The organism is Halomonas halodenitrificans DSM 735 (assembly GCF_000620045.1).
Taxonomy (GTDB): domain Bacteria; phylum Pseudomonadota; class Gammaproteobacteria; order Pseudomonadales; family Halomonadaceae; genus Halomonas; species Halomonas halodenitrificans.
On sequence record NZ_JHVH01000014.1, the window covers coordinates 82,890 to 108,392 of the forward strand.

Sequence of the window (25,503 nt, forward strand, 5' to 3'; positions counted from 1 at the left end):
TTTAAACCTATCCGATCGACATGTTTATCACATCGACATATCCATGTGATGTGTCGAAAAAAATACATTCCGTAAACATGAGGCGCGCTAGCCATGGCGCGGCCCCCACGATTATGCCGCCGGGGCGGGCAATGGTATCGTCTGCGCACACCTCCTCACAGGACACCTTCGATGTCACAGAAGATCTACTGCATCGCCAGCTTCAAGCCCAAGCCGGGGCGGGAAGACGCCGTGTTTCGCGCCCTGCAGGGGCTGGAGCCCAACGCCCATCGCGAAGACGCCTGCCTGCGCTACACCGTGACCCGCCATATCGATAACCCCTTCGCCCAGGGCACCAGCTACCCTATCGTCTTCCATGAGGTGTGGGCGAACCGGGCGGCCTTCGATGCCCACTGCCAGCGCCGCGAGATCCGCGAGTTCTTCGCCACCCATCTGGAAGCCGAGGACGGCGATATCGAAGACGCCAATGTCTGCGTCTATACCGACGAGCCGGCCGACTTCGACGCACCGGACCTCGGGCTCAAGGACGCGTGATATGGGCCGACCTCCTCGGGGCTCTCGTGACAAGGAGAGCCGCATGCCCCCTACCCAGGAAATCCCCGCACGCAGCATCCTGATCACCGGCTGCTCAAGTGGCATCGGCCATGCCGCGGCCCATGCCCTGGCGGCCCGGGGTTGGCGGGTGTTCGCCACGGCCCGCGCCGAAGCAGACGTGGCCAGGCTCGAGGAGGAAGGCCTCGAGGCCCTGAGGCTCGACCTCGACAGCAGCGCCTCCATCGAGGCCGCGGTAGCGACGGTCGAGGCGCGCACCGGAAACCGCCTGACGGCGCTGTTCAACAACGGCGCCTATGGCCAGCCCGGTGCGGTGGAGGACCTGTCGCGGGAGGTGCTGCGCGCCCAGCTGGAAACCAACCTGCTCGGCACCCACGAGCTCACCACGCGGGTGCTGCCGATGATGCGCGCCCAGGGCCACGGGCGCATCGTGCACAACAGCTCGGTGCTGGGCATCGCCGCCCTGCCCTATCGCGGCGCCTATGTGTGTTCCAAGTTCGCCCTCGAAGGCCTGACCGACACCCTGCGTCAGGAGCTTGCCGGCAGCGGCGTGCATATCAGCTTGATCCAGCCGGGGCCGATCACCAGCCGCTTTCGCGATAACGCCTATCGCGCCTTCAAGGCCAACATCGACCCCACCCATAGCGCCCACGCCACCACCTATCGGCAGGTGGAGGCGCGCCTGGCCAATCAGGAGGGCAAGGCCCCCTTCACCCTGGGCCCCGAGACGGTGGTCAAGAAGCTGATCCATGCCCTGGAGAGCAAGCGACCACGGCCGCGCTATGCGGTCACACTGCCGACCCATCTGTTCGCGGCACTCAGGCGCGTGCTGAGCACCGCAGGCATGGATCGTGTGCTGCTGCGCTCGACTCGGGACGAACGCGAATAGAGAATCGGCGCCTCACCCGGAAGCCGCCGGCCACCGCCCCCTGGAAGCCGTACCCCCGACCATTCATCACAAGGACAGCCCCATGAGCCCGATACAACATCACCTGACACTGCTGGATGGAGGAATGGGGCAGGAACTCAGGCGGCGCAGCGAGAGCCCCGCCACGCCACTCTGGTCCGCCCAGGTCATGCTGGATGAACCCCACCTGGTCACCGCGGTGCATCGCGACTTCATCGCCGCCGGGGCCCACATCATCACGACCAACAACTATACGGTGACACCGCAGCGCCTGGCTCGCGACAGCGACCCCGCCCTGTTCCAGGCCCTGCATGCCGCCGCGCTGGGTGCCGCTCATCAGGCGCGGGACGAGAGCGGCCAGGCGGTGCGCATCGCCGGCTGCCTGCCTCCGCTGGTGGCGAGCTATCACGCCGAGGTGGTCCCGGACGATGCCACCTGCCGGCGTGATTACCGTCGCCTGGTAGAGGTCCAGGCCGAGGGGGTCGACCTGTTTATCTGCGAGACCATGACCCTGACCCGCGAGGCCCTGGCGGCAACCCAGGCCGCGGTAGACCACAACCTGCCGGTGTGGGTCGCCTTCTCGGTGGATGACGCCGACGGCAGGCGCCTGCGCTCCGGCGAATCGCTGGGCGAGGCGGCCCGGGCGGTCGTCGCCGCCGGCGCCTCGGCGGTGCTGATCAACTGCTCGGTGCCCGAGGCGGTCACCACCGCCATGGACGCGCTCGAAGACCTTGGCGTGCCATTCGGCGGCTACGCCAATGCCTTTACCTCGGCCGCGGACCTTGCGCCCGGTGGCACGGTGGATGGCCTCGAGGCACGCCAGGATCTTGACCCCGCGGGCTATGCCGAGCACGCCTGTGGCTGGGTCGCGCGGGGAGCCTCGATAGTGGGTGGCTGCTGTGAAGTCAGCCCGGCGCATATCGCCGAATTGGCCGAGCGCCTGAGAACCTGAGAACCTGAGCGCCTGAGAACCTGGGGCCCCGGTCGTACGGCGAGATCATTACGCCTGCCGGGATGGCATCACATGCTCCGGCAGGCCGATGGCCAGCGGTACGCTGATCACCCCGCCGGCCAGGGCGATCCATAGCGGCACCGTCGGCCCCCAGGCGGCCGCTACCGGCCCCAGCGCCATGATACCCAGCGCCGCGAGGCCGTTGGAGAGCCCCAGGGCGAGTCCCGAGCCCAGCGAACGATTCTCGGGCAGGATGTCCTGGGCCACCAGCACACCCAACGGCAGCGTGGCGAACAGGCAGATCCCCAGCACGCCCAGCACCACCCACAACCAGCCGCCGCTGGACAGCAGGAAAGCGGCAAGCATGGCGCTTGCCAGGGCCATCGCCGCGATCAGCAGCGGCCGCCGCCCTATCTTGTCGGATAGGTGTCCGCCCCCCACGTTGCCGATCACCCCTACCAGCAGCATCACCGTGATAAAGCTGGCACCGGTGGTCAGCGCCCCCCCGGCCTGCGTCCAGGCCAGCGGCACGAAGGTCACCACCGTGAAGATCATCAGCGAGCGCAGCGTCGAAAAGGCGACCAGCCGCGTCACCGGCCCGGCATGATCGCGCCAGGCAATGGGCGTTGCCTCCGCCGTGCGAGCCGGCAGCCGGGGTGCCCAGCGCAGCAGCAGCGGCAGGGAGAACAGCGCCGGCAGGGTGAGCACCCAGAGATAACCCAGGCCCCACTGCACCACCACCCAGCTGGCCAGCGCCGGCCACAGGCCGCGCCCCACTTCGCCCCCCACCATGAAGATCGACATGGCCATGCCCGGCCGACTGCCGCCCAGCTGCCGAATACCGGCCAGCGCCTGGGGATGGAAAAACGAGTTGGAGATGCCAATCAGGGCCAGCACTCCCAGCAGCGACCACAGCCCCGACACGAAGCCGACCAGCGCGCCGCCCAGCGATGAGCCGGCAAGACCGGCCACCACCATGAGACGACCGCCCAGGCGATCCGCCAGCAGGCCGACCAGCGGCTGCAGGGCCTGGCCTATCAGCAAGGCCGCCATGATGGTGCCCGCCAGCGCCACCGACAGGTTCAGCGATATCAGAATGGCCGGCAGAACGCCCGGCAAATAGTTGGCAGCACCGTCGTTGAGGAAGTGTGCCCAGCTCATGCCCGCCAGGCGATTGGACTCGGGCCGCGCCCTGTCGGCGGTCGTGGCAAGCGTCATGGGCAACCTCCGCGGCCTGGGCCGCAAGGAAAAGGAGAAAGGCGCGGCGCCGACGGCCACGCCAGCGTCTCACCCTACCAGGGCAGCGCCTCGCCGTTGCTGTGCCAGAAACCGCCGCTGTTCTCCAGCGTCAGCGCCTCGATGCGCTGGGCGATGCCCGTGGCGGCCTCCTCGGTACTGATCATGCCGCCGAAGTTGACCATGCGCGTCTGCACATAGCCCGGGTGAACCTGGGCCACGGCGATACCGCGGGGCTCGAGGTCCACGGCGAGCGACTTGCCGAAGGCGTTGAGCGCCGCCTTGGAGGCGCGATAGCCGTAGCGCCCGCCGGAGTCGTTATCGGCGATGGACCCCATGCGGCTGGTGATATTGGCGACCTTCGCGCCCTCTCCCAGATTCTCCAGCAGCGCCTCGGTCACGCGCAGCGGCGCATAGGCATTGATCTCCATCTGGGTGCGAAGGGAGTCGAAGTCGATATCGCCGAGCACCTCATCCTGCAGCAGGCCGGCGTTGTTGATCAGCAGCTCCAGGCGGCGGCCCGCCAGCTCTTGCGCCAGCCGTGCCACGTCCCCTTCGCGGGTCACGTCGATGCCTTCGATCAGCGTCTCGGCGACGTCACGCAGCTCGGCCGCCTCCTCGCCGCCACTGCGGCACACGCCGATTACCGCCCAGCCGGCAGCATGATAATGGCGCGCCAGGGCGAGCCCGACACCGCGATTGGCACCGGTGATCAATACGGTAGATCTCATCTTCGTTCTGCCTTAAACGTGTGAGTTGGTGGGGCCTCGAGGGGAGTCACCTGAGCTGGCTGTCCTTGCTGCCCCGCCGATTGATGGCGGCGACATCCACGCCTTTGGCTTCCAGGCGCGACTGGCAAGCGACGCAAAGCTGCACCCCCGGGAGTGCCTTGCGTCTTCCCTCCGGGATGGACGCATCGCACTCCACGCAGAACTCGGCGCTTTCTCCGCTGCGCAGGCTGGTGCGCGCCCTATCGACCGCCTCTTCCACGGTGGCATCAATCTGATCCTGTACGGCTCCGTCTCGGGTCCAACCGCCAGCCATGATGAATCCCCCCATATCGGTGCATTAGCCATTGAAAGCACAACGCGGAAAGACCGGGTTGCGCCGCCTGCAGCGTCGCGACCCCGTAACCTCAAGATATGAGAAAGGCCGGCCACGGGCAACCGTGGCCGGCCTGGCGCTCTAAATGAAATGGCACACTGGGCGCAGTGGCCCAATCGGAAAACGGCTCCCCGCCGCTTACGGTACCACAGCCCCTGCGGACACCGGGCAGAGCTATCAGCGGTTGGAGGGGTATCAGCGGCTGGCGGCGTTTGCCAACTGGGCCTTGCCTTGCTTGCGCGTGCTGTTCCAGCGAATGCCCAGGGCAACGATCAGAATCAACCCCACCACGCCCAGCATGGGGTAGACGGTACCGATCAGGGCGCTGAATCCGAACTGGCTCAACACCAGCCCCACCAGGGTGAAGATAACGCTGAACACCTTGAAGCGTCCGGACTCCGGGGTGGCAAAGCGTGCGCTGAAGGCGAAGAACATGCCGACGGCGGTGCTGTAGATCATGCAGATCAGTGCCACGGACATCACCACGGCCACCACCGGCGAGACCGCCGTGGCAAGCATCAACGAGGGCATATCCACGTCGACCAGGCGCTCGAGGTTGGCGAACAGCCCGATATTGAGCAGGAAGATCAGCACGCCAAGCCCCACGCCGCCGAGGATGCCCCCCAGGGATGCCTCTCGCGTATTGCGGGTCAGGCCACCGATCACCGACAGCATGGGGAAGCCAACGGCAATATTGAAGGAGGCATAGAGTAGTGCACCGATAATCCAGTGCGAGAACGACCAGCTATCACTGATGGTCGGCACCTCGGCGGCCGCTGTTTCCAGCGCGTCCAGAGATGCGCTGCTGGTGAAGAAGGAATAGATGGTGATGGTCAGCACCAGCAGCAGCAGAACCGGCATGATCATGCTGATCAAGTTGATGATGCCCCGCACTCGCAGGCACAACGTCAGGATGACCAGTACACTGAGCAGCACGCCGCCAAACAGCGGTGGAAGGCCGTACTGCTGGGCGAAGATGGAGCCACTCCCGGCCAGCATCACCACCCCGACACCGAACAGGAAGAAGGAAAGCACCAGGTCGATGACCAACCCGGCACGCTTGCCGAAGAGTGCTTCCAGTACCTCCTTGTGGGAGCTCGCCTGCATGGTGGAGCTCATCCGCGCGATCTGCATACCGAGAAACGCAAACAGCAGGCCACTAACCAGAGTGCCGGCGATACCGATCACTCCATAGCCGGTAAAGAACTGCAGCACCTCCTGTCCCGAGGCGAAGCCGCCACCGATGATGATCGACATGAAGGTCATGGCGATCAGGAAAGGCTGTTTGCTCATGAAAAGACACCTCAAATACCAATGGCTTCTTTGGCCCGTCCCTGTCGCGGGCCGACCTATCAGGAATCAATACAGGCATTGCGCCGGGTCCATCGTGGACGGACCCGGTTCGGGAACACTGGAGTTGCCGTAATGATCAGATGCGCAAGAGTATACGATAAGAAACTTAGTTTATTATAAGGAATGCAAAGCACTCGCCAGGAAATAACACCCCTCGACTCAACTTTAGTCTTATACGAGTGATTATTCCCCGCCCTAACGAGGGATTACGCGGCTTTTCGTTCATCCTGGGTGCCATTCGGCGGCCGGCGCCGGTGATTGCCACCCGGCCGGCGTAATGGCCAACTCTTTCCCCATGAATGGAGGCTCCATGTTCATCGGTATTCTTACCCTGCACATTTCGCTGCCGGGCTGTCGCTCGCTGAAGGAGAAGCGCCAAAGAATGGGCGGCCTGCACGAACGCTTCGGTCGCAACCCGGCGATCGCGGTTTGCGAAAGCGGCGACCACGACCGCCTGGATATCAGCGAATGGACCTTCGTGGCGGCCGCCAACCCCCTGCCGAAGGTAGAGGCCCTGCTCAGCGAGATCGAGGACAAGATCCAGCGCACCGTGGACGGGCGGGTAATGGAGGCAACGCGAGAGATGCTATAGCAGTGCCATCATTGACGACAGGCCCGACAAAGACCACAATTGATAATAATTCTTGTTTCCTCGAGGGGCCTGAATACCATGAGCTCGCACCGCCCCAAGGCCTACTACACGACGGTCTTCCTGCAGGTCTCCTTTCAGGCGATCAAGAACTCCCTCGCCGGCAAGGCCAGCGACAGCATTCCCTGCTGGCTCGACAGCAAGATGCTGATGATGCTCTTGCGTGAACTGAAAGAGTGCCAGGCGCTGCCGGAGGTTAACGACACCGCCCGCCGCGCCCTTGGGCAAGCCAGCGAGGAGTGCGAGCAACTGCTGGGCCTATGCCCCGGGGGCCTGGACACCACCCGTTGTCATCGCCAGCTGGACGCCATCATCGATGCGCTGCAACGTGCCGGCTCGGCGCTTCCCCAAGCGCCTTCGGCACCAACGGCGCCATCACGCTGGCAAGCGGCCAAGCAGCAGATCCGCGACGGCCTCAAACGCCTGATGGCCCATGGGAGCTAAGGACAGTACTTGATCCGGCGGTACACCACGGCGAGCTTCCTTCCCCCCAGAATCATGCCAAGGCTCGCCACCACGACGATCAGGTCACCATACGCCACGCCACCCGACGTGGCGTACATGCCGACCAGGGTCCCGGTATGGCGCACCAGGAGATAGACCCCGATCAGGAAAGTACCGGCGCGCACCAGATCATCGTCCCTGATGTGGGCGTCTACTTTGGCGCCGTCATTTCCATCGCCATCTCCATCGCCACCGCCATGCAACCGACTCGCCAGGCGGCCGGCGAAGCACCACAGCAGCAAGCCACCCACGGCCGGCACGCCCACCGTTGCCAGAAGCACCGGCAGCAGCTCCCCGGACCAGAGCTCAGCGGCATTCGAGCCGAGCAGGGCTGGAAGAATAGCGAGCAGCGTCTTCAGAAAGAGATAGAGGCCCAGCAGGCGGATCAACAGAATGGAGAAGGGTTTCATTGGTATAGAGTCCTTTCTTGAAATCCAGGGGCGAGCCTATCGAAGATTACGGGGCCGGGCCATTAAGCCTCGCTTCGTCGGTGGCTCCTGGTATTTTCGCTCGATCAACCGAGACTTCCTTGAAGGCAAGGTCATTCAAGCGTCTGCTGGGCTTGCCAACATGTTCATGATCAGCCGGACCATGGTCTCCTTGTTGGCGGGATCGGATTCGGCGATCAGCAGCGTCAGGGCCGCGAGGCCCACGTCGTTGACCACTACCTCGCCGTAGGCATCGAGCAGGCGATCGTTACGGTAGAGGAAGTCGACGAAGAGATAGGCTGCGCTGCGCTTGTTGCCATCGGCGAAGGGATGGTTCTTGACGACGAAGTACAGGAGGTGTGCCGCCTTGGCCTCCACCGAGGGATAGGCCGGCTCACCGAAGACCGTCTGGTCGAGGTTGCCGAGCAGCGCCTCGAGGCCGTCGCCGCGCTCCCGGGCGAACAGCTCGGTGGCCTCGCCCTTGGCGATCAGCTCGGCCTTGAGCGAGCCAAGCGCCGCCCGGGCTTTCTCCAGCGTCGGCAGCCGGCCTCCGGCCTGGGCATGGGGCTCGGTCAAAAGGCCCTCGTCGTAGCGCTGCAGCAGCAGGAAGGTCTGGGCGTAGCGGGTGATGATATCTACCAGGCCACGGCCGCTGGCCGCATCCAGGGCCGGGCTGCCGGCCGTCTTGCGCACCAGGGCCATGGCAGCCTCAAGCTCGCGGGCGTTCTCCTCGAAGCGCTGGCGATTCAGCGTCCAGCCCTGGGTAAGGTGCTCGCGCAGTACGCGCGTCGCCCACTGGCGAAAACGAGTCGCCTGATGCGATTTCACCCGATAACCAACTGACAGGATGACATCCAGATTGTAGTGCTGAACCTGATAGGTCTTACCGTCTTCGGCAGTATGTGCAAAATTTGCACATACTGCCCTCTCGTCCAGCTCACCTTCCTTGAAGATATTCCGGAGGTGCTTGGTAATCACCGAACGCTCGCGACCGAATAGCTCACGCATCTGCTCCTGACGTAGCCAGACGGTGTCGTGCTGAGCATCCAGCCGCACCTCGACTGTCTGGTCAGCCTCCTGATAGATGACGATGGGCGCCTGACTCTCTGTGTTCATTCCGTCGTCTCCTCCCCCGTTGTCTCGGTTTTTCGGCCGTTAATTCGCTGGCGAAAGCCTTCTGCAACGAGGATTGCTTCGGCTCGGCGAGGGCGTAGAGTGTCTGTTGAGAGACGACCTCAAGACGCTACGTTTCCTTCCAGGTCACATTAAGCTTGCAAGCAACGTCGGCCTGCTCACTCACAGATTTCTCCTTTATAAGGCTTAGCCTTCTTTTTCTGATCATGAAAGCCACCATGCTCATGGAAAGAGCCTCGTGTCGATACACAAGATATCGCGGATGTTCTTTAAGGTCTTCTCGAACATGGAAAGGTCCCAGTTCCTTGCGATAAATAACCATTGGACGTCTCTCCCATAACGCCACAAGCCCGGCACACTGGCCGGGCTTGTGGCATTCATGGGGCCTGGGTCGATATCAGCCGAGGCGGTCGTGGCCGTTATCGAGGAAGGGGTAGTCAGTGTAGCCCGTCTCGTCGCCGCCGTAGAAGGTGCCGTGGTCGGGCTCGTTGAGCGCCGCGCCGAGGCGGAAGCGCTCGGGCAGGTCGGGGTTGGCGATAAAGGGCCGGCCGAAGGCGATGGCATCGGCGCTGTTCTCGTCGAGCCGCGCCTGAGCGCTCTCGGCGTTGAAGTTACCGCAGTAGATCAACCCGCCAGTGAAGTGCTCGCGCATCTGCTCGCGGAAGCCATCGGGGAAGGTGATGTCGCCGCCCGCCCAGTTGGGCTCGTTGAAGTGGAGGTAGGCCAGGCCGCGGCGATTGAGCTCGTCGGCCAGGTAGAGGGCCATCGCCTCGGGCTCTTCATCGGTAAGGCCGAACAACTCGATGAAGGGTGTCAGGCGGACGCCCACCCGATCGGGGCCGACCACCTCGGCCACGGCGTCGATCACCTCCAGTGGGAAGCGCGCGCGGTTCTCGATGGAGCCGCCGTAGCGGTCGGTACGCTGGTTGGTGCCGGTGGCCAGAAACTGGTTGAGCAGGTAGGCGTTGGCGGCATGGACCTCGACCATATCGAAGCCGGCCCGCCTGGCACGCACCGCGGCCTGGCGGTAGTCCTCGACGATGCCCGGGATCTCGTCGGTCTCCAGCGCCCGCGGGGTACTGGTGGGATGCTGGCCGGCGCTGCCGTCCTCGAACTCGACGAAGCACTTGGCGCCTTCACCCTTCAGGGCACTGGGGGCCACGGGGGGCTGACCGTCGGGCTGCACCAGCTCGTGGGAGACCCGGCCCACGTGCCAGAGCTGCAGGGCGATGTTACCACCCTTGGCGTGTACGGCCTCGACCACGCCTTTCCAGCCCGCCTCCTGGGCGTCGGTCCAGATTCCCGGCGTGTAGACATAGCCCCGGGCGGTGGGCGAGATATTGGTGGCTTCGGTGATGATCAGCCCGGCGCCGGCGCGCTGCCCGTAGTAGGCCTGCTGTAGCTTGCCGGGCACGCTGTCCGGTGTGCGGGCACGCGTCAGCGGCGCCATGACCACGCGATTGGGCAGGGTCAGGCTACCAAGGGTTACCGGGGTGAAGAGTGATGTATCGGGCATCGACATGCCTCCTGATCGAGTGACTGCATGATAAGAAATCAATGGCCCATATAATAAGCCTGTTAACGATACTTGTCATAAGCGTGTAACCATCGACCGGATAGCAGGAAGCTATCACACCAGTTCCCTGCTCCATCTTCGACCCGACCTGACCTTCGACCCACCCTGGGGGCATGGTAATCTGCCCTTTCTGGAGGATTTCCCCTCACTTACCCTTAGGTCCTGGAGTGCGCCATGACTGCCGCCGAGATGCTCGACCGCCTGGTGGGCTTCCCTACCGTGTCACGGGAATCCAACCTCGACCTGATCGATTTCGTCGAGTCGCTGCTCGACGCGCACGACGTCCCCCACTGGCGGGTGGAAAGCGACGACGGAAGAAAGGCCAATCTGCTGGCGCGTATCGGCCCGAACGTGGCCGGTGGCGTGGTGCTTTCCGGCCACACCGACGTGGTGCCGGTGGAGGGCCAGCCCTGGTCCACCGACCCCTTTACGCTGACCGACAAGGGCGATGGCCGGCTCTATGCCCGGGGTACCTGCGACATGAAGGGGTTTATCGCCTGCGCGCTCAGCGAGGTGCCGCGCTGGGTGAGCCTGAACCTGGAGAAGCCGATCTGGCTGGCGTTCTCCTACGACGAGGAGGTGGGCTGCATCGGCGCGCCGCGCATGATCGAGAGGCTGATGGCCGAGCATCCACGGCCCGCGGCGGTGATCGTCGGCGAACCGACGCTGATGCAGCCGGTAGTCGCCCACAAGGGCGCCACCAACCTGCGCACCACGGTGACCGGCCGCGCCAGCCACTCCAGCCAGGTCAACCAGGGCGTATCGGCGATTCATATGGCGGCGCGCCTGGTGACCTTTATCGAGGACGTGATGGCCGACCTCAAGGCCGAGGGGCGCGTGGACGAAGCCTTCAACGTGGTCCACTCGAGCCTGCATGTGGGCAAGATCAGTGGCGGCACCGCGATCAACATCATGGCCCGGGAGTGTACCTTCGACTGGGAGATCCGCCATCTGCCATCGGACCGCTTCGAGGCACTGGTCGCGCGCATCAACGCCTATACCACCGAGCTCGAAGGCGACATGCAACGGCGCGCGCCGGAAACCTCCATCGTGACCGAAACACTCAACGAAACGGTGCCGGCCCTGGCCGATGACAACAACGCCGAGGTGCTGACCCTGTGCCATGCACTGCTCGGCGAGCGCCCCGCCGGTGCGGTGGCCTACGCGACCGAGGCGGGTCAGTTCCAGCGCCACGGGTTGCCCACGGTAATCTGTGGCCCCGGCAGCATCGCCCAGGCCCATCAGCCCGACGAATACATCGAACATGACCAGCTCCAGGCGGGGACGCGTTTCATGGCGGCACTGGGCGCACGCCTGCAACAAAAGTAGAATGGCAGCTAGCCTGTGACCACATGCTCACGCCTATACATCAGGAAACGCCATGCCCCGAGGAAACGCCACGCCCCGCCTGCTGATCGTCAAGACCGGTGATGCCTTCCCGGAGGTGGTCGAACACCATGGTGATTTCGAGGCACTGTTCCAGGAGGCACTCGCCCGGGATGGCTTCGAGGCCGAGGTATTCGACGCCCGCCACGAGCCGTTGCCGGACCTGAACCGCATCGATGGCCTCTATATTACCGGCTCCCACGCCATGGTCAGCGATGCCGAACCCTGGAGCGAGGCGCTCAAGCCGTGGCTGGTCACCGCCCGGGAACGCAACCTGGCGATGCTTGGCGTCTGCTATGGACACCAGTTGATGGCCGCCGCCTTCGGCGGGGTAAGCGACTACCATCCGGCGGGACGCGAGTCCGGTACCCACGAGGTAACGCTGACCGAGTCCGGCCACGAGGATCCGCTGCTGGGCACGCTGCCGACACACTTTCCCGCTCAGCTGACCCACGCCCAATCGGTGCTCAAGGCACCCAGCGGCTCGGTCGTGCTGGCGCGTAATGCCCACGACGCCCATCAGGCACTGCGCTACGGCCCCCGCCAATGGAGCGTACAGTTCCACCCCGAGTTCACCCCGGACACGATGCGTGCCTACCTGGCGCGCCAGGTCGACAAGCTCCGCGACCAGGGCCAGGACGCCAACCGCCTGATGCGCCGCGTCGCCCCCACACCGGAGGCGAGCTCACTGCTGGCGCGCTTCGCCCAGGCAGTGGCGACGCCCTCTTGAGGGTCAGTGACGCTCCCCCACCGGCGGGGCCGCATCACCGCGCTCGATGCTCTCTTCTGCCGCTTCGTCACGCAGGCGCCGGGCGTCAGGGGCACCCTCGGCGGCCTTGCGGCGCTGACGGTGGAGATCACGCAACGAACTTATCAGCATGGCCGCGACGATCATGCCGCCGCCCACGAAGGCCAGCAGTGCCGGCACCTCGCCGACCCACCACCACACCAGCAGGGTGCCCACCAGGGTCTCGAGCAGCATCACCAGACTGACCTCGGCGCCGGGCAAATAGCGGGCCCCGGTCTGGATCAGGAAGTAGGCCAATGGCAACAGCAGCCCCATCATTATCAGGCGCTGCATATTATCGGCATCCGGTAGCTGGGCGCCGCCCATCAATGCCGCGGGCAACAGCATCGCCAGGCAGCCCAGCGGCAGCACCACGGTCGTATCCAGGCCCCGCTTGCCGGTACCCGGCCGCGAGCTGGCCACGCTGGTATTAACCGCGATGGAGACCGGTATGATCAACGCCACCCCCAGTCCCAGCAGGCTGCCCTGCCCCACCTCGCCGGCGGCCATCAGGCAGGCCCCGGCAATGCATACCACGATGACCACCCAGGTCTGGCGGCGCAGCCGCTGGCCGAAGAACAGCATGCCGATCAGCCCGGCCACCAATGGCGCCAGGTTGAGCATGACCAGCACATTGCCCGCCGAGGTCAAGCGTGTGGCCCCCACGAAGGCCCAGGCGCTGGCGGCGAAGGCCAGGGGGCACCACAGCGCCGCCGGCCCGCAGGCGCGAACCGCACCCACCAGGCGTTCGCGATAGCGCGCGGCGGCGATCAGCAACAGCACCAGGCCCAGCAACAGGCCGCGCCAGAACATGAAGGTGGCCACGTCCACCGTGGTGTCCTTGACCAGTAGCGCATCCGGCGAGAGCAACAGCACGCCGGTCATGGTGATCAGATAGCCGCGCAGGCGAAATGGCAGCCGCTTCCACATGGTGCATCCTCCCGATGCCAAGACTTGCCGGGCTCAATAACGAGAACAGGCCGAAGCTGGGCTCCGGCCTGTCGTGAGACTGGGGTGCCGCCCGTCAGGCGGCAACCGAAGCCTTAAGCGCGCGACTGGCGACGAATCGGCGCATCGCCATCGTCATTGCGACGGCGCGGGGCACGCTCGGGCGCCCCATTGTCCTCGCTGATTTCCAGCGGACGACCGGCGACGCGGGCGCGTGCCATCTTGGTCAGGATGCTGGCCGGCAGCGAGCTGGGCAGCTCGACCACGGAGAAGGCGTTGCGGATATCGATGCGGCCGATACGCGCGCCCTCGATGCCGCCTTCATTGGCCAGGGCGCCAACCAGCTGACCCGGCTTGACGCCGTCCTTGTGACCCACGGCCACACGGTAACGGGTCATGCCTTCGCGCGGCCCACGATCACGCGGTCCACCCTGGCGGCCGGGCTTGGCGTCACGCGGAGCACGCTCCTTGCGTGGCGCCTGCAGGCGTCCGATGGGCGCCTCGTCGGCACGGGCCAGACGAGCGAAGGCACAGGCCAGCTCGACGGCGTCGTAGCCCTCGGCGACCAGGCGCTCGACCAGCGCCTGCTGCTCCTCGGCACCGGCGGTCAGGGCGGCGATGACCTTCTGGTGGAAGGCCTCGTCGCGATGACCGCGGATAGCCGCCTCATCCGGCACCGCCATCTCGCTCATCTTCTGACCGGTGGCCTGCTCGATCCAGCCCGCCTTGCGGCCTTCGCGGAAGCCGACAAAGGTGATGGAGGTGCCGTTACGCCCAGCGCGGCCGGTACGCCCGATGCGGTGGGTGTAGGCCTCGGAATCCTGGGGCAGGTCGTAGTTGAAGACGTGAGTGATACGCGGCACGTCGAGGCCACGGGCGGCCACGTCGGTGGCGATCAGCACGTCGACCTTGCCGCGCTTGAGGCGCTGAATGGTGCGCTCGCGCAGGCTCTGATCCAGATCACCGGAGAGGCTGGCGACGTTGAGGCCACGGGCGGTGAGCTGCTCGGTCAGGGTGGTACAGGCGGCACGGGTACGCACGAAGACGATCGCGCCATCGACCGGCTCCACCTCGAGGATGCGTGACAACGCCTCCAGCTTGGCGCCGCCATCGACGCGTACCAGACGCTGCTCGATATTCTCGCCGGTGGTGGTGCGCGACTCGATGGCCACCTTCACGGGGTCAACCAGGTAGCGATTGACGATGCGCTCGATCTCGGCAGGCAGCGTCGCGGAGAAGAAGACCCGCTGTGCTTCCTTGGGCGTGTCGGCCACCACGCGCTTGACGTCATCGATGAAGCCCATGCGCAGCATCTCGTCGGCTTCGTCCAGCACCAGGGCGGAGAGACCGTCGAGCTTGAGGCTGCCGCGATCCAGGTGATCGATGATCCGACCCGGTGTGCCGACAACGACCTGGGCGCCACGCCGCAGTGCACCCAGCTGCTCACGATACTCCTGGCCGCCGCACAGGGTAGCCACTTCCAGCCCCTTGAGGTTTTGACCATAGCGGCTGAAGGAAACGGCAACCTGCTGTGCCAGCTCGCGAGTCGGCGCCATGACCAGCACCTGAGGCTCGCGGCGGCTCAGATCGAGACGCGAGAGCAGCGGCAGAGCAAAGGCGGCGGTCTTGCCGGTGCCGGTCTGGGCCTGGCCCAGCATGTCGCGTCCTTCCAGCAGCGCAGGAATGGTCTCGGCCTGAATCGGCGAGGGGGTCTGGTAGCCCAGAGACTCGACGGCAGAGAGAACGGCAGGCAGCAGGGCAAGATCACCGAAGCTCGGCGAGGCGACAGAAGAAGAGGTCATTAATCACACCTTGGTAAGCCGGTATCACCGGCGTAAATTCATTGGCGTCCCTGACGCGAGCAAAAGCGGTCAGGCGCGCTGCGGCCAATGGTGGCAAGCAGCACGGGACATCGGAGTCGGGGACGCCGGTCGCACCTAGCATCGGGTCCACGCCATCGGCGATGGCAGTGAACCCCCGTGGCGACCGTTTGCGCCGATCTCGCCCAGAATGGCGGGATCTCGGTTGGCGCTCCATCTACACACTTCGAACGCTGGCGGCAATCAGCAGTGACGCTGGGCCTGGCGTTGCGGCGCCCACGGCCTGAAAGGCGGTGGCGTCGTACATGATGGTGGGGTCAGCACATGCGAGGAAGGCGCATGCTACCATCGTCGACATGACCTGGCCAGCCTTTTCGGCTGCCGTCTCATATTGCCGCTGAATCGAGGAGATGACATGCCCAGCCTGTGGGTCGATGCCGATGCCTGCCCCAGGGTGGCCCGCGAGATTATCGTGCGCGCCGCCGAACGCACCGCCACGCCGACCTGGTTCGTGGCCAACCACACGGTCCCCCTGCCCCGCTCACGAACCGTCAAGTCACTCGCCGTCAGCCATGGTTTCGATGCCGCCGACGACGAGATCATCGAGCGCCTGGCGGCCGGTGACCTGGTCATCACCTCGGACCTGCCGCTGGCCATGACGGCCATCGAGCGCGGCGCCAGGGTCATGACCACACGCGGCGAGGCGCTCGACGCCAACAACATCCGCGCCCGGGTGCAAATGAGAGACTTCATGGAAACCCTGCGCGCCAGCGGCGAGCACACCGGCGGCCCCAAGGGATACTCCGATGCCGACCGCCGGGAGTTTGCCAATGCCCTGGATCGCTGGCTGGCGAAGCAGCGTTAACATCGCCCGGTCGCCAGACGGCACCAATCGCGCCGGGTCGTCGCCTACTCCCCCTGGTTGCGCTGAAAGCGCTGGATCTCGCGACGCTGCTTCTTGTCCGGGCGCTTGACCGGGTGCTGCATGACCTGGTTGTTGAGTCGGCGCGCTTCACCTTCACGTTCGCGGCGGCGGGCGCTTTCCTCGGTCTCGCGATAGAGGGCGCGAGCCTCGGGGGCGCCGCGACGCTGGTCGGACAGCGCCATTACCTCCACCTCCCAGATATCCCAGCCCTGAGGCACGCGAATGATGGCGCCGGCCTCCACGTTCTTGCTGGTCTTGGCTCGGCCACCGTTGTAATGCACCTTGCCTCCCTCGATGGCCTTCTTGGCCAGGCCGCGGGTCTTGAAGAAACGCGCCGCCCACAGCCACTTGTCGAGCCTGACACTATCCATTGGGGGCCTCCTGATAACCGGGCAAGATGGCCGCGAAGGTATCCAGAGCAGTGAATTCCTCCAGCTCACGCTCGGGCTGGCGGCTGTCGGGTTGCTTGATGCCCAGCAGATGCTGAATGCCGAACTGTCGGGCGCTCTCCAGCACCCGCGGATTATCGTCGATAAACAGGGTGCGGGCCGGCACGAAGGGTTCGACCTCCTGCAGGCCGGACCAGAACGCCTGCTCCTCCTTGGGCACACCGAGATCCGCCGAGGAAACGATGGCATCCAGGTAGGGCGCCAGGCCGGTAAGTGGCAACTTGAGCTCGAGGCTGGCACGGTCGGCATTGGTGGCCAATACCACACGGGGATGGGCCAGCTTGAGCCACTGCAGGAAGTCCAGGGCATCGCCGCGCAGGCCGATCAGGTGTTGAACCTCGCGCTTGAGGGCGACCACGTCGACGTCGAGTTCGCGGCTCCAGTAGTCGAGGCTGTACCAGTCAAGGGTGCCCTGCTCGCCGATCACCTTGGCGCGGACCATTTCCTGGGTGGCCTCGTCGAGCTGATGCAGCTCCACATAGCGGCGCGGCAGATGCTCGAGCCAGAAGTGGCTATCGAAGTGGAGGTCTAGCAGGGTGCCGTCCATGTCCAGCAGGACGGTATCGATGGCGCGCCAGTCGATCATGAGGATTCCGGGTCGTGGCTAGCAGGAGGTGATATGGTAACAGCCAAGCCCCCTTCCCCAGAACCGGAGCCGCCATGACCTCGCCCGACTGGCCTCAGAAACCCGCCATTCTCGATCGTCGCTCGGAGGCAAGGAGCCGCCTCTTTCATGTCGAATCGCTCGACCTGCGTTTCTCCAACGGCGAGGAACGCACCTTCGAGCGCCTGACCGGCACCGACCGCGGTGCCGTGATGATCGTGGCCATGCCCGACCCCGAGCATGTGCTGCTGATTCGCGAATACGCCGCCGGCTTCGAGGAATATGTGCTGACCCTGCCCAAGGGCCTGGTCGACCCCGGTGAGGATATCGTCAGCGCCGCCAATCGCGAGCTGATGGAAGAGTGCGGCTTCGGCGCACAACGCATCGAGCCACTGGTGGAGCTTTCCCTGGCGCCCAACTACATGCGCCATCGCATGCAGGTGCTGCTGGCCACGAACCTCTATCCCAAGCGCCTGCCCGGTGACGAACCCGAGCCACTCATCGTGGAGACCCACGCCCTCGATGAACTACCGGCGCTGCTGGCCAGGGAGGATTTCCACGAGGCTCGGGCCATCGCCGCGCTGTATATCGCCAGGGAACGGCTACGCAGCGAGGCCGACGACGGCGGGCTCTGGTAGCCCGCCGACCAGCGTGGTTCAACGGCGATGCAGTCGCTGACGCAGCACGCTGTTACCTTCCTTGAGCCGCACCCAACGCGCCTGGCGATAGCTGTCCAGGCTCGCCTCCAGCAGCTCCATGACCTGCATGGCACCCTCCAGCGGTACCGGCGGCGGCCCACCCTGAAGCAGCATCTCGGCCATGCCGGCGTAGAAGGCCGGGTAATCGCCGGGCAGGGTGGGGTGGGGCTGTACCTCCGGTGCCTCGCCATCATCCGCCATCAGGGTCAGCCGCCCCGGCTCGGCGCCCATGCCCATCTCCGGCGTCACCGCCAGCGTTTCCTTGAGGCGGGCTTCCTGGGGGTCCTGACCAAACGTCACGTAGCTGCCGCGAGTGCCATGCACGCGGAAACGCGGGGTAGGGTCGGCCACCAGCGCGCTCGCCTTCAGGCTGACCCGTCGCCCGTCGTATTCCAGCAGGCAGAGGAAGTCGTCATCCACTTCGGCGCCATCACGCTGGGTATCCAGCTCCAGCAGAACCGCCCGGGGCATGCCGAACAGCTGTATCGCCTGATCAAGCAGGTGCGGGCCCAGGTCATACCAGATCCCGCCGCCCGGGCGCGGCTTCTCGCGCCAGCGGTCGACCACCGTCGGCCGGAAGCGATCGAAGCGTGATTCCAGGGACACCACACGGCCCAGGCGCTCCTCCTCGAGCAACGCCTTGAGGGTCAGGAAATCACCGTCCCAGCGTCGGTTATGAAAGACGGACAGGCTGCGTTCGACACTCTCCGCCTGAGTGCGCAACAGCCGCGCCTCGGATAGCGTTACCGCAAAGGGCTTATCCACCACCACGTGCTTGCCCGCCGCGAGGGCCGCCTTGGAAAGGGAGAAATGGGTATCGTTGGGGGTGGCAATGACTACCAGGTCGATATCGCGACGCTCGAACAGTGTCGCGGCCTTGGGCAGCACCTCGACCTCCGGCAGGTCGGCGTGAACCTTGTCGGCATCCGTAGTCACGACGGCAACCAGTTCCATGCCGTCGGCGGCCTGGATCAAGGGCGCATGAAACACCCGGCCCGCCAGGCCATAACCGACCAGTCCGACATTCAGCGTATGGGTTTTCATCAGGCTCTCCTTGGACATGCCGACGCCCCGGCCAGGGCCGGGGCGTCATAGGATGGATCAATCCAGCTTGGACAGGTCGCGCACCGCGCCCTTGTCGGCCGAGGTGGCCAGCAGCGCATAGGCCTTGAGCGCCGCCGAGACCTTGCGATCGCGCGGGGTTTCGGGCTTCCAGGCCTGAGTCCCCTTGGCTTCCATGGCCTCGCGACGCGCGGCCAGCGCCTCATCGCTGAGCTTGACGTTGATCGCGCGGTTGGGAATATCGATCTGGATGATATCGCCCTGCTCGACCAGGCCGATGGCACCGCCGGCGGCGGCCTCCGGGGAGGCGTGGCCGATGGAGAGCCCCGAGGTGCCGCCGGAGAAGCGCCCGTCGGTCAGCAGGGCACAGGCCTTGCCGAGCCCCTTGGACTTGAGATACGAGGTCGGGTAGAGCATCTCCTGCATGCCGGGCCCGCCCTTGGGGCCTTCGTAGCGAATGATGATCACGTCACCCTCCTCTACCTTGCCGCCGAGAATATCCTCCACCGCCTGGTCCTGGGACTCCACCACATGGGCCGGCCCCTCGAACACCAGAATCGACTCATCCACGCCGGCGCTCTTCACCACACAGCCATCCACGGCGATATTGCCCTTGAGCACGGCCAGGCCTCCCTCCTTCGAGAAGGCATGGGCCAGGTCGCGGATACAACCGGTGGCGCGGTCGCCATCGAGGCTAGGCCAGCGCGCGCTCTGGGAGAAGGCCACCTGGGTGGGCACCCCTCCGGGGCCGGCGCGATAGAACTCCATCACCTCCGGGGAGGGCGTGCGCATGATGTCCCACTCCTCCAGGGCCTCGGCCAGCGAGTCGCCATAGACGGTGGATACCCGGGTATCCAGCACCCCGGCGCGATCCAGCTCCCCGAGGATCGCCATGATCCCGCCGGCGCGGTGCACATCCTCGATATGATACTTCTGGGTATTGGGCGCCACCTTGCACAACTGCGGCACTTCCCGCGAGAGACGGTCAATATCGGTCATTCCGAAATCGATCTCGGCCTCCTGGGCGGCGGCCAGCAGGTGCAGGATGGTATTGGTGGACCCCCCCATGGCGATATCCAGGGTCATGGCATTCTTGAATGCCGCCTTGGAGCCGATGGCACGCGGCAGCAGGTGCGCCTCGTCGCCCTCATAGACGCGCTTGGCCAGCTCGACGATGCGGTGGCCGGCACTCTCGAACAGGCGGCGGCGATCGCCGTGGGTGGCCACCACGGTACCGTTGCCCGGTAGCGCCAGGCCCAACGCCTCCATCAGGCAGTTCATGGAGTTGGCGGTAAACATCCCGGAACAGGAGCCGCAGGTCGGACAGGCACTACGCTCCACCTCGGCGAGCGTCTCGTCATCGACGCTGTCGTCGGCGGCCATCACCATGGCGTCGACCAGGTCCAGGCCATGGTCGAGCAGCTTGGTCTTGCCCGCCTCCATGGGGCCACCGGAAACGAAGATCACCGGCACATTGAGGCGCATGGCGGCCATCAACATTCCCGGGGTGATCTTGTCGCAGTTGGAGATACACACCAGGGCGTCGGCGCAGTGGGCGTTCACCATATACTCGACGCTGTCGGCGATCAGGTCACGGCTGGGCAGCGAGTAGAGCATGCCGTCGTGGCCCATGGCGATGCCGTCGTCCACGGCGATGGTATTGAACTCCTTGGCCACCCCGCCGGCCTTCTCGATCTCGCGGGCCACCAGCTGCCCCATGTCCTTCAAGTGCACATGCCCCGGCACAAACTGGGTGAAGGAGTTGGCCACGGCGATGATCGGCTTGTGGAAGTCGTCGTCCTTCATGCCGGTGGCACGCCACAGGGCGCGGGCGCCGGCCATGTTACGACCGGCGGTGGTGGTGCGGGAACGATACTCGGGCATGCTGTCCTCTTCTTCTCTTGTCTTCTAGCGACGGCCGCCTGTGCCGGCGGCTCGGTGTCCAGACCAGTCACAGATTCTGTCACGCGGCCGTGCATCAGGCCAGTGGGCAAAGAGACAGGCAAGGCAGGCAAGGGGACTGTCCCCGGGGGTTGGGGGACTGTCACCGGGGGTTGGGGGACTGTCACCGGGGGTTGGGGGACTGTCACCGGGCGTGGTATTACTGAATCAATCGCGTGGCCACCCACCCCAGAACCGGCTCACCCTTTATCTCGAAGTAGATCTGACTCCAGCCGTCTCCTTCCCCCAGGACGTACACCTCTGCTCCCCGAGCCAGCTGAGTTACCCGCGCATTCTCCGTTCCAGCGCCCGAACGAATATTCACACGGGAGCCGGTAACCTCTCTTTTCTGGAGGTTCGACAGGCTAGCCTGAATATTCTCCTTGGCCACTTCATTACCATTGCGCGATGCAGTGGCAAACCAGAAAACCGCCCAGGCGTGATTGGCCTCCACGCCACGCCCTCGGGCATAGAGGGCGCCCAGGTTACTCTGCGCCATGGCGTCACCCTGCCGTGCCGCCTGATTGAAGTAGTCGAAGGCTCGAGAGAAGTCCTGGTCGACCCCGCGTCCGTTCTCGTAGAGGCTGCCGACATTGTTCTGCGCAGGAGCATGCCCCTGGTCTGCCGCCTGTTCAAACCAGCGCGCCGCCATTACCGCGTCTTCCTCGACGCCAAACCCTTCCAGATACATCAGCCCCAACTGGAACTGGGCACCGGCATGGCCGGACTCTGCGGCACGCTCCAGCCACTCCACGGCGTCCGCCGGCCCGCGCCCCTCGATCCGTTCACTCAAGAACAGCTCGGCCAAGCCGACCTGGGCCTCGAGCACATCATTGCCAGCGGCAAGTCGATACCACTTGTAGGCTTCGCCCAGGCTTTCTCGAACGCCGGTACCGTTCTCGAACATCTTGCCCAGCGCAAACTGTGACTGGCCCTCACCCTGCTCCGCGCCTTCTCTCCACTCGTGCACCGCCGAGGCGAAATTCCTCTGCCGGAACTCTGTCAGGCCAGCATCATAATCGGCATATACCAGCGTGCTGCTGCTCAGCAGCACAATTCCCAGCCAAATCTTTGCTCTCATGAACCCACAACCATGAATCAGCTATACCAAGGAGAAACCCGGCATGTCAGACATGCCGGGTACTTATACAAACAACGCTAAATGCTGCAAAGCGTTACGCCATCAGCTGATTACCGGCACTACCCGCCTGCCAGCTCACTGATCGTGATTTCTACCCGACGGTTAGGCCGCAGGCATTCGGTGACGCTCGGCGTCGCCCTGGCACCGGGGCACTCCACCACCGGGTCAGCTTCACCATGCCCCGCCGTGCGAATATTGCTGCGGCTGATACCCTGGCCAGCGAGATACGTGGCCACGGCACCGGCCCGCGACTGGGACAACTCCAGGTTGTACTCGACGCTTCCGAACCGGTCGGTATAGCCCACAATCGTCATTCCAGGAGAGGTAAACTCGCCCTTGGCAGACTGAGCCACGCGCTCCAGCGCGCGGCGCCCTTCCAGGGTCAGCTGGTCGCTATCAAAATCGAACAGCACATCCCCAGATAGCACCAGTGTCTCGTCTTCCGGCACCTCCGTTGGCACCAGCAGTTCCGGACACTGCGCATCTCGCCAGTGCGTGTTTTCCAGCGTCATATCATCATCAAAATCAACCTGATACTGACAGGTAATGTAATCGCCACCCGCCTTTCCCGTATACAGGTTGAAGACGTAATTCCACTCACGAACGCCGAAGAACCCTTCACTGAACTGGGGGCCGCCGATCAGTTGGCGCACCTGATCCTTCGACTGCCCCTCGCGAATGCGCAGGATACTCTGAGGTTCAACAAAGCGACCGCCGTCATGCCAGTTATCCTCCAGCGCCGGAAAACCGTCTCCCGCTTCGCGGATATCTGTGCGGTCGTTGTTCGGCGGGCTGGCACAGCCCGCAACCATTGCCAGGCTGGCGATACCGGCGGCCCCGAGGGCCGCCTTGAGCAGTGTAGATGAGCTCAATACTTTCACGTTCGTCTCCTTACCAGTGCCAGCCAGCGCCGACACCAGCGCCGAAGTTGCTCTGAGAATCACCCGTCACCTTGCCCTGGATGACCCAGCGACCATTGTCCGAGAGGCGCGATACGCCTACGGATACGGCAGACTCGCCTTCGTAGGTACCGGCACCCACGCCCACCATGCTCTTGCCGGGCATCCAGGCCTGAGGAACGGTAGCCGCAGCCAGGGCGCTCGCCGTACCCGCGTTCGCGTTATCTTCCACATCTTTGATGCGCCCGTGGACCTTGTTGATCTCTTGAGCAAAGCGCTGGTTGAGCTCCTGCATCTGGCCAACATTCACCGCATCGGTGGCATCGACACCGGGTGCCACATTGGTGATCCGCATGTCACCGGCATCGATGCCGTCGGTGGTCATGCTCGGGCCGTCTTCGATGGTTACCCCCTCGTTGCTGACAGTGGTTTTACCCGTGGTCACGCTGTCGACATCCAGATCGCGATTCAGGCCCACTTCCACGCCGCCGTCATTGGTGCGTGTGGTGATGTTGTCATCACCGGTAATGGCCACGGTATCGCCCAGCTCGCGGTTCACGTCATCGCCCTCGTCGGCAGCGAAGTCCATGCCGCCATCCAGCGAGGAGTTGATATCGCCAATCTCCTCCTTGACCCCGTGCAGCTGGCTACCATTGACCGCATCGGTGCTATCCGCGGTGACCTCACCCGGCGCCAGGCCGGTGATCTTATTCTCACCCATATCGATGCCATCTTTATTGATGGTCGGGCCACCTTCACTGATCTCGATGCTGTCGAACTCTACCTCAGGATCGGTAGCCACAGTGTAGATGGTCTGACCATCACCCCCGGTCGACTCTGTGACGGAGATGTTATTGCCTTCCGTGACTTCGGTCTTCGCTGCGGCCACATCGTCTCCGATGTCACCCGCCACCTGCTTGAGGTCGCCCACGTTCACGGCATTCATCAGCTCATCACCGGAAATCTTATCCAGCTTTTGACCACCCAGACCACTACCTACGTTGGTGATCTGCATGCGACCGGCATCGATGCCGTTAACCGTCACGCTCGGACCGCCGTTAGCGATCTTCAGGCCCTCGCCGTCCATGATCGTATCGCCGACGCTGACCTTGCCGTTCTTACCATCCACGGTGACCGCGGTATTGCCGTCACCCAGGGTGATGGAGTCATTCAGCGTATAATCGATCGAGGTGTTGCCAGTGTTCTCGTCACGGGTATGCTCAACTACCACGTTCCCATCGGAGCCGACGAAATCGACTGTAGCTTCAGGTGCCACGTTACTGGTCGTGATGCCTGTGGTGTTGCTAGTTGCAACGTTCCAGCCGGCGTTGGCAATGTCCTTGATTTTCCACAACTGGCTGCCGTTGACCGCATCGGTACTATTTTCACCGACCTTACCCTTTGCCAGGCTGGTGACCTGCTCGCCACCCATGTCGGCACCCTGGAAACTCGGGGTGTCAGCAAACTGGATTTCAATGCCACCCTCCTGGGTTGCAACCGTATTAACGTTGCCTGACGAATAGGACGCTGTGTCGGCATCTTCGGCACCACCCACAATCTGCATCTCTTTGTTCAGATTGCGCGTTACATAGCCGTCAGCAGGATTCTCGTTACCCGAGAAGCGCAGACCGTCGTCTTCCAACGTCGCGATGTTCTTCTGGTTGCCGTCGCCATCCTCGTACTGAAGGCGTGTCACGTCGGTGTCATCGGCCGCCACATCGCCAGGCTCGATGCCCGGATGCATGGTCAGCTCTGGGCTGGTACCGTCTGCCCCCGCCGGGCCGGTCAGGCCGATGGAGCCATCGGAACCGTCGATACCTACACCAGAAACGCCGTCGGCACCATTGACACCGATTTTGCCATCTTGGCCGTCAGCACCGTCTTCCCCCGGGCCGCCAACGCTAAGGTCGCTGCCCAGCGCAAAGTCGATCGAGGTGTTGCCAGTCGCATCGTCACGAGTGTGCTCAACCATGATGCTGGCGTCGTCGCTGACAAAGTCGACTTCAGCTTCCGGGGCCACGTTGCTGGTGTCCGTCGCAGTGGTGTCGCTGGTCGCGACGCCCCAGCCAGCGTTGGCCACCTTATTGACCTCATCCAGCTGGCCTTCGGTCGCCGCACGGTCGTCGACCACGTTGTCGGGATCGAATGTGGTGTTGCCCAGCCCGTCGATGGTGTCGTCGCCGCCGGTGTTGACAGTCACGTTGCCGAACTGCGGCTGATCGCTCATCACGATCGAGAGCTCGCCATTAGCGTCATCGGCGACGGTCGTGATGTTGGTGTTGCCGCTGGCATCCGCACCGCCGGTGACATTCAGGGTCTGACCCAGGTCACGGTGCACGTCAGTGCCGCTGTCGCCGGCAAAGTCTAGCCCCTTGGTGGTCAGGTCGCTGTCCTGCTGATTCAGCTGGCTGACATTCACCGCATCGGTGCCGTCAACACCCGGCGCAA

25 protein-coding genes are annotated in these 25,503 nt (G+C 64.3%); 9 read left to right on the forward strand and 16 right to left on the reverse strand.

The window, feature by feature from the left end:
- Positions 1–171 precede the first annotated feature (171 nt).
- From Q358_RS0107915 to Q358_RS0107925, 3 genes are all read left to right on the forward strand, one after another.
- Positions 172–534 (forward strand): putative quinol monooxygenase, encoded by a 363-nt coding sequence (locus Q358_RS0107915; RefSeq protein ID WP_027961560.1) that lies wholly within the window; start codon positions 172–174, stop codon positions 532–534.
- A gap of 43 nt (positions 535–577) precedes the next feature.
- On the forward strand, positions 578–1,441 hold the full coding sequence (locus tag Q358_RS0107920; RefSeq protein WP_027961561.1) for an SDR family oxidoreductase: 864 nt from the start codon (positions 578–580) through the stop codon (positions 1,439–1,441).
- An 82-nt stretch (positions 1,442–1,523) separates the two neighbouring features.
- Positions 1,524–2,411 carry a homocysteine S-methyltransferase family protein gene (locus Q358_RS0107925; protein ID WP_027961562.1) on the forward strand — a complete coding sequence of 296 codons (888 nt, stop codon included), beginning with the start codon at positions 1,524–1,526 and terminating at the stop codon, positions 2,409–2,411.
- 48 nt (positions 2,412–2,459) lie between these two features.
- Here Q358_RS0107925 and Q358_RS0107930 read toward each other — a convergent pair whose 3' ends face one another.
- The 4 genes from Q358_RS0107930 to Q358_RS0107945 all read right to left on the reverse strand — a co-directional run bounded on the left by Q358_RS0107930 (position 2,460) and on the right by Q358_RS0107945 (position 6,044).
- Positions 2,460–3,629 (reverse strand): MFS transporter, encoded by a 1,170-nt coding sequence (locus Q358_RS0107930; RefSeq protein WP_027961563.1) that lies wholly within the window; start codon positions 3,627–3,629, stop codon positions 2,460–2,462.
- Between the two features lie 74 nt (positions 3,630–3,703).
- Positions 3,704–4,378 (reverse strand): SDR family oxidoreductase, encoded by a 675-nt coding sequence (locus Q358_RS0107935; protein WP_027961564.1) that lies wholly within the window; start codon positions 4,376–4,378, stop codon positions 3,704–3,706.
- 46 nt (positions 4,379–4,424) lie between these two features.
- A complete protein-coding gene (locus Q358_RS0107940; RefSeq protein WP_027961565.1) occupies positions 4,425–4,691 on the reverse strand; it encodes a DksA/TraR family C4-type zinc finger protein in 267 nt (88 codons plus the stop codon).
- Between the two features lie 255 nt (positions 4,692–4,946).
- Positions 4,947–6,044 carry a YkvI family membrane protein gene (locus Q358_RS0107945; protein WP_027961566.1) on the reverse strand — a complete coding sequence of 366 codons (1,098 nt, stop codon included), beginning with the start codon at positions 6,042–6,044 and terminating at the stop codon, positions 4,947–4,949.
- A 370-nt stretch (positions 6,045–6,414) separates the two neighbouring features.
- Between Q358_RS0107945 and Q358_RS0107950 the strand changes: the two genes are divergently transcribed.
- Together Q358_RS0107950 and Q358_RS16835 are read left to right on the forward strand one after the other, a co-directional pair.
- A complete protein-coding gene (locus Q358_RS0107950; protein WP_027961567.1) occupies positions 6,415–6,696 on the forward strand; it encodes a DUF503 domain-containing protein in 282 nt (93 codons plus the stop codon).
- 78 nt (positions 6,697–6,774) lie between these two features.
- Positions 6,775–7,197, forward strand: a complete 423-nt coding sequence (locus tag Q358_RS16835) for a hypothetical protein (RefSeq protein ID WP_051530248.1) — start codon at positions 6,775–6,777, stop codon at positions 7,195–7,197.
- On the opposite strand, the gene Q358_RS0107960 is transcribed toward Q358_RS16835, so the two are convergent.
- The 3 genes from Q358_RS0107960 to Q358_RS0107975 form a co-directional block, all read right to left on the reverse strand.
- Positions 7,194–7,667 (reverse strand): hypothetical protein, encoded by a 474-nt coding sequence (locus Q358_RS0107960; RefSeq protein ID WP_027961568.1) that lies wholly within the window; start codon positions 7,665–7,667, stop codon positions 7,194–7,196. The two genes, Q358_RS16835 and Q358_RS0107960, sit on opposite strands and share 4 nt — an antisense overlap.
- A gap of 135 nt (positions 7,668–7,802) precedes the next feature.
- Positions 7,803–8,801 (reverse strand): virulence RhuM family protein/type II toxin-antitoxin system death-on-curing family toxin, encoded by a 999-nt coding sequence (locus Q358_RS0107965; RefSeq protein ID WP_027961569.1) that lies wholly within the window; start codon positions 8,799–8,801, stop codon positions 7,803–7,805.
- Positions 8,802–9,216: 415 nt separating this feature from the next.
- On the reverse strand, positions 9,217–10,335 hold the full coding sequence (locus tag Q358_RS0107975; protein WP_027961570.1) for an alkene reductase: 1,119 nt from the start codon (positions 10,333–10,335) through the stop codon (positions 9,217–9,219).
- A gap of 234 nt (positions 10,336–10,569) precedes the next feature.
- Here Q358_RS0107975 and argE point away from each other — a divergent pair, with 234 nt between their 5' ends.
- Both argE and Q358_RS0107985 read left to right on the forward strand, forming a co-directional pair.
- Complete coding sequence (gene argE / locus Q358_RS0107980) at positions 10,570–11,724, forward strand: acetylornithine deacetylase (protein WP_027961571.1); 1,155 nt, start codon at positions 10,570–10,572, stop codon at positions 11,722–11,724.
- Between the two features lie 52 nt (positions 11,725–11,776).
- Positions 11,777–12,511, forward strand: coding sequence for a glutamine amidotransferase (locus Q358_RS0107985; RefSeq protein ID WP_027961572.1), 735 nt, complete (start codon positions 11,777–11,779; stop codon positions 12,509–12,511).
- A 3-nt stretch (positions 12,512–12,514) separates the two neighbouring features.
- Here Q358_RS0107985 and Q358_RS16840 read toward each other — a convergent pair whose 3' ends face one another.
- Positions 12,515–13,498, reverse strand: coding sequence for a DMT family transporter (locus Q358_RS16840; RefSeq protein WP_051530249.1), 984 nt, complete (start codon positions 13,496–13,498; stop codon positions 12,515–12,517).
- Between the two features lie 113 nt (positions 13,499–13,611).
- A complete protein-coding gene (locus Q358_RS0107995; protein ID WP_027961573.1) occupies positions 13,612–15,318 on the reverse strand; it encodes a DEAD/DEAH box helicase in 1,707 nt (568 codons plus the stop codon).
- A gap of 433 nt (positions 15,319–15,751) precedes the next feature.
- Between Q358_RS0107995 and Q358_RS0108000 the strand changes: the two genes are divergently transcribed.
- Complete coding sequence (locus tag Q358_RS0108000; RefSeq protein WP_027961574.1) at positions 15,752–16,201, forward strand: YaiI/YqxD family protein; 450 nt, start codon at positions 15,752–15,754, stop codon at positions 16,199–16,201.
- 44 nt (positions 16,202–16,245) lie between these two features.
- Here the strand turns inward: Q358_RS0108000 and hslR are convergent, their stop codons facing one another.
- Together hslR and yrfG are read right to left on the reverse strand one after the other, a co-directional pair.
- A complete protein-coding gene (hslR, locus tag Q358_RS0108005) occupies positions 16,246–16,632 on the reverse strand; it encodes a ribosome-associated heat shock protein Hsp15 (protein ID WP_027961575.1) in 387 nt (128 codons plus the stop codon).
- Positions 16,625–17,296, reverse strand: a complete 672-nt coding sequence (gene yrfG, locus Q358_RS0108010; RefSeq protein WP_027961576.1) for a GMP/IMP nucleotidase — start codon at positions 17,294–17,296, stop codon at positions 16,625–16,627. Before yrfG ends, hslR begins: the two co-directional genes overlap by 8 nt.
- A gap of 74 nt (positions 17,297–17,370) precedes the next feature.
- On the opposite strand from yrfG, the gene nudE reads away from it, so the two are divergent.
- Positions 17,371–17,952: an ADP compounds hydrolase NudE gene (nudE, locus tag Q358_RS0108015; RefSeq protein ID WP_027961577.1), complete on the forward strand. Its 582-nt coding sequence runs from the start codon at positions 17,371–17,373 to the stop codon at positions 17,950–17,952.
- 18 nt (positions 17,953–17,970) lie between these two features.
- Here the strand turns inward: nudE and Q358_RS16845 are convergent, their stop codons facing one another.
- The 5 genes from Q358_RS16845 to Q358_RS0108040 form a co-directional block, all read right to left on the reverse strand.
- The gene (locus Q358_RS16845; RefSeq protein WP_051530250.1) at positions 17,971–19,056 is read right to left on the reverse strand and encodes an oxidoreductase; all 1,086 of its coding nucleotides are present in this window, start codon (positions 19,054–19,056) and stop codon (positions 17,971–17,973) included.
- 57 nt (positions 19,057–19,113) lie between these two features.
- Positions 19,114–20,958 carry a dihydroxy-acid dehydratase gene (ilvD, locus tag Q358_RS0108025; protein WP_027961578.1) on the reverse strand — a complete coding sequence of 615 codons (1,845 nt, stop codon included), beginning with the start codon at positions 20,956–20,958 and terminating at the stop codon, positions 19,114–19,116.
- Between the two features lie 217 nt (positions 20,959–21,175).
- Positions 21,176–22,096, reverse strand: a complete 921-nt coding sequence (locus Q358_RS0108030; RefSeq protein ID WP_027961579.1) for an SH3 domain-containing protein — start codon at positions 22,094–22,096, stop codon at positions 21,176–21,178.
- A 119-nt stretch (positions 22,097–22,215) separates the two neighbouring features.
- Entirely contained in the window at positions 22,216–23,037 is an 822-nt protein-coding gene (locus Q358_RS16850; RefSeq protein WP_051530251.1) for an OmpA family protein, read from the reverse strand.
- Positions 23,038–23,047: 10 nt separating this feature from the next.
- On the reverse strand, positions 23,048–25,503 hold a 2,456-nt coding region (locus tag Q358_RS0108040), incomplete at its 5' end, for a YadA-like family protein (protein ID WP_027961580.1).

What these genes read in the sequence shown, in the direction of transcription:
- Q358_RS0107915 (WP_027961560.1), top strand. Translation starts at nt 172, where the DNA reads ATGTCACAGAAGATCTACTGCATCGCCAGCTTCAAGCCCAAGCCGGGG.
- Q358_RS0107920 (WP_027961561.1), top strand. Translation starts at nt 578, where the DNA reads ATGCCCCCTACCCAGGAAATCCCCGCACGCAGCATCCTGATCACCGGC.
- Q358_RS0107925 (WP_027961562.1), top strand. Translation starts at nt 1,524, where the DNA reads ATGAGCCCGATACAACATCACCTGACACTGCTGGATGGAGGAATGGGG.
- Q358_RS0107930 (WP_027961563.1), bottom strand. Translation starts at nt 3,629, where the DNA reads ATGACGCTTGCCACGACCGCCGACAGGGCGCGGCCCGAGTCCAATCGC.
- Q358_RS0107935 (WP_027961564.1), bottom strand. Translation starts at nt 4,378, where the DNA reads ATGAGATCTACCGTATTGATCACCGGTGCCAATCGCGGTGTCGGGCTC.
- Q358_RS0107940 (WP_027961565.1), bottom strand. Translation starts at nt 4,691, where the DNA reads ATGGCTGGCGGTTGGACCCGAGACGGAGCCGTACAGGATCAGATTGAT.
- Q358_RS0107945 (WP_027961566.1), bottom strand. Translation starts at nt 6,044, where the DNA reads ATGAGCAAACAGCCTTTCCTGATCGCCATGACCTTCATGTCGATCATC.
- Q358_RS0107950 (WP_027961567.1), top strand. Translation starts at nt 6,415, where the DNA reads ATGTTCATCGGTATTCTTACCCTGCACATTTCGCTGCCGGGCTGTCGC.
- Q358_RS16835 (WP_051530248.1), top strand. Translation starts at nt 6,775, where the DNA reads ATGAGCTCGCACCGCCCCAAGGCCTACTACACGACGGTCTTCCTGCAG.
- Q358_RS0107960 (WP_027961568.1), bottom strand. Translation starts at nt 7,667, where the DNA reads ATGAAACCCTTCTCCATTCTGTTGATCCGCCTGCTGGGCCTCTATCTC.
- Q358_RS0107965 (WP_027961569.1), bottom strand. Translation starts at nt 8,801, where the DNA reads ATGAACACAGAGAGTCAGGCGCCCATCGTCATCTATCAGGAGGCTGAC.
- Q358_RS0107975 (WP_027961570.1), bottom strand. Translation starts at nt 10,335, where the DNA reads ATGCCCGATACATCACTCTTCACCCCGGTAACCCTTGGTAGCCTGACC.
- argE (WP_027961571.1), top strand. Translation starts at nt 10,570, where the DNA reads ATGACTGCCGCCGAGATGCTCGACCGCCTGGTGGGCTTCCCTACCGTG.
- Q358_RS0107985 (WP_027961572.1), top strand. Translation starts at nt 11,777, where the DNA reads ATGCCCCGAGGAAACGCCACGCCCCGCCTGCTGATCGTCAAGACCGGT.
- Q358_RS16840 (WP_051530249.1), bottom strand. Translation starts at nt 13,498, where the DNA reads ATGTGGAAGCGGCTGCCATTTCGCCTGCGCGGCTATCTGATCACCATG.
- Q358_RS0107995 (WP_027961573.1), bottom strand. Translation starts at nt 15,318, where the DNA reads ATGACCTCTTCTTCTGTCGCCTCGCCGAGCTTCGGTGATCTTGCCCTG.
- Q358_RS0108000 (WP_027961574.1), top strand. Translation starts at nt 15,752, where the DNA reads ATGCCCAGCCTGTGGGTCGATGCCGATGCCTGCCCCAGGGTGGCCCGC.
- hslR (WP_027961575.1), bottom strand. Translation starts at nt 16,632, where the DNA reads ATGGATAGTGTCAGGCTCGACAAGTGGCTGTGGGCGGCGCGTTTCTTC.
- yrfG (WP_027961576.1), bottom strand. Translation starts at nt 17,296, where the DNA reads ATGATCGACTGGCGCGCCATCGATACCGTCCTGCTGGACATGGACGGC.
- nudE (WP_027961577.1), top strand. Translation starts at nt 17,371, where the DNA reads ATGACCTCGCCCGACTGGCCTCAGAAACCCGCCATTCTCGATCGTCGC.
- Q358_RS16845 (WP_051530250.1), bottom strand. Translation starts at nt 19,056, where the DNA reads ATGAAAACCCATACGCTGAATGTCGGACTGGTCGGTTATGGCCTGGCG.
- ilvD (WP_027961578.1), bottom strand. Translation starts at nt 20,958, where the DNA reads ATGCCCGAGTATCGTTCCCGCACCACCACCGCCGGTCGTAACATGGCC.
- Q358_RS0108030 (WP_027961579.1), bottom strand. Translation starts at nt 22,096, where the DNA reads ATGAGAGCAAAGATTTGGCTGGGAATTGTGCTGCTGAGCAGCAGCACG.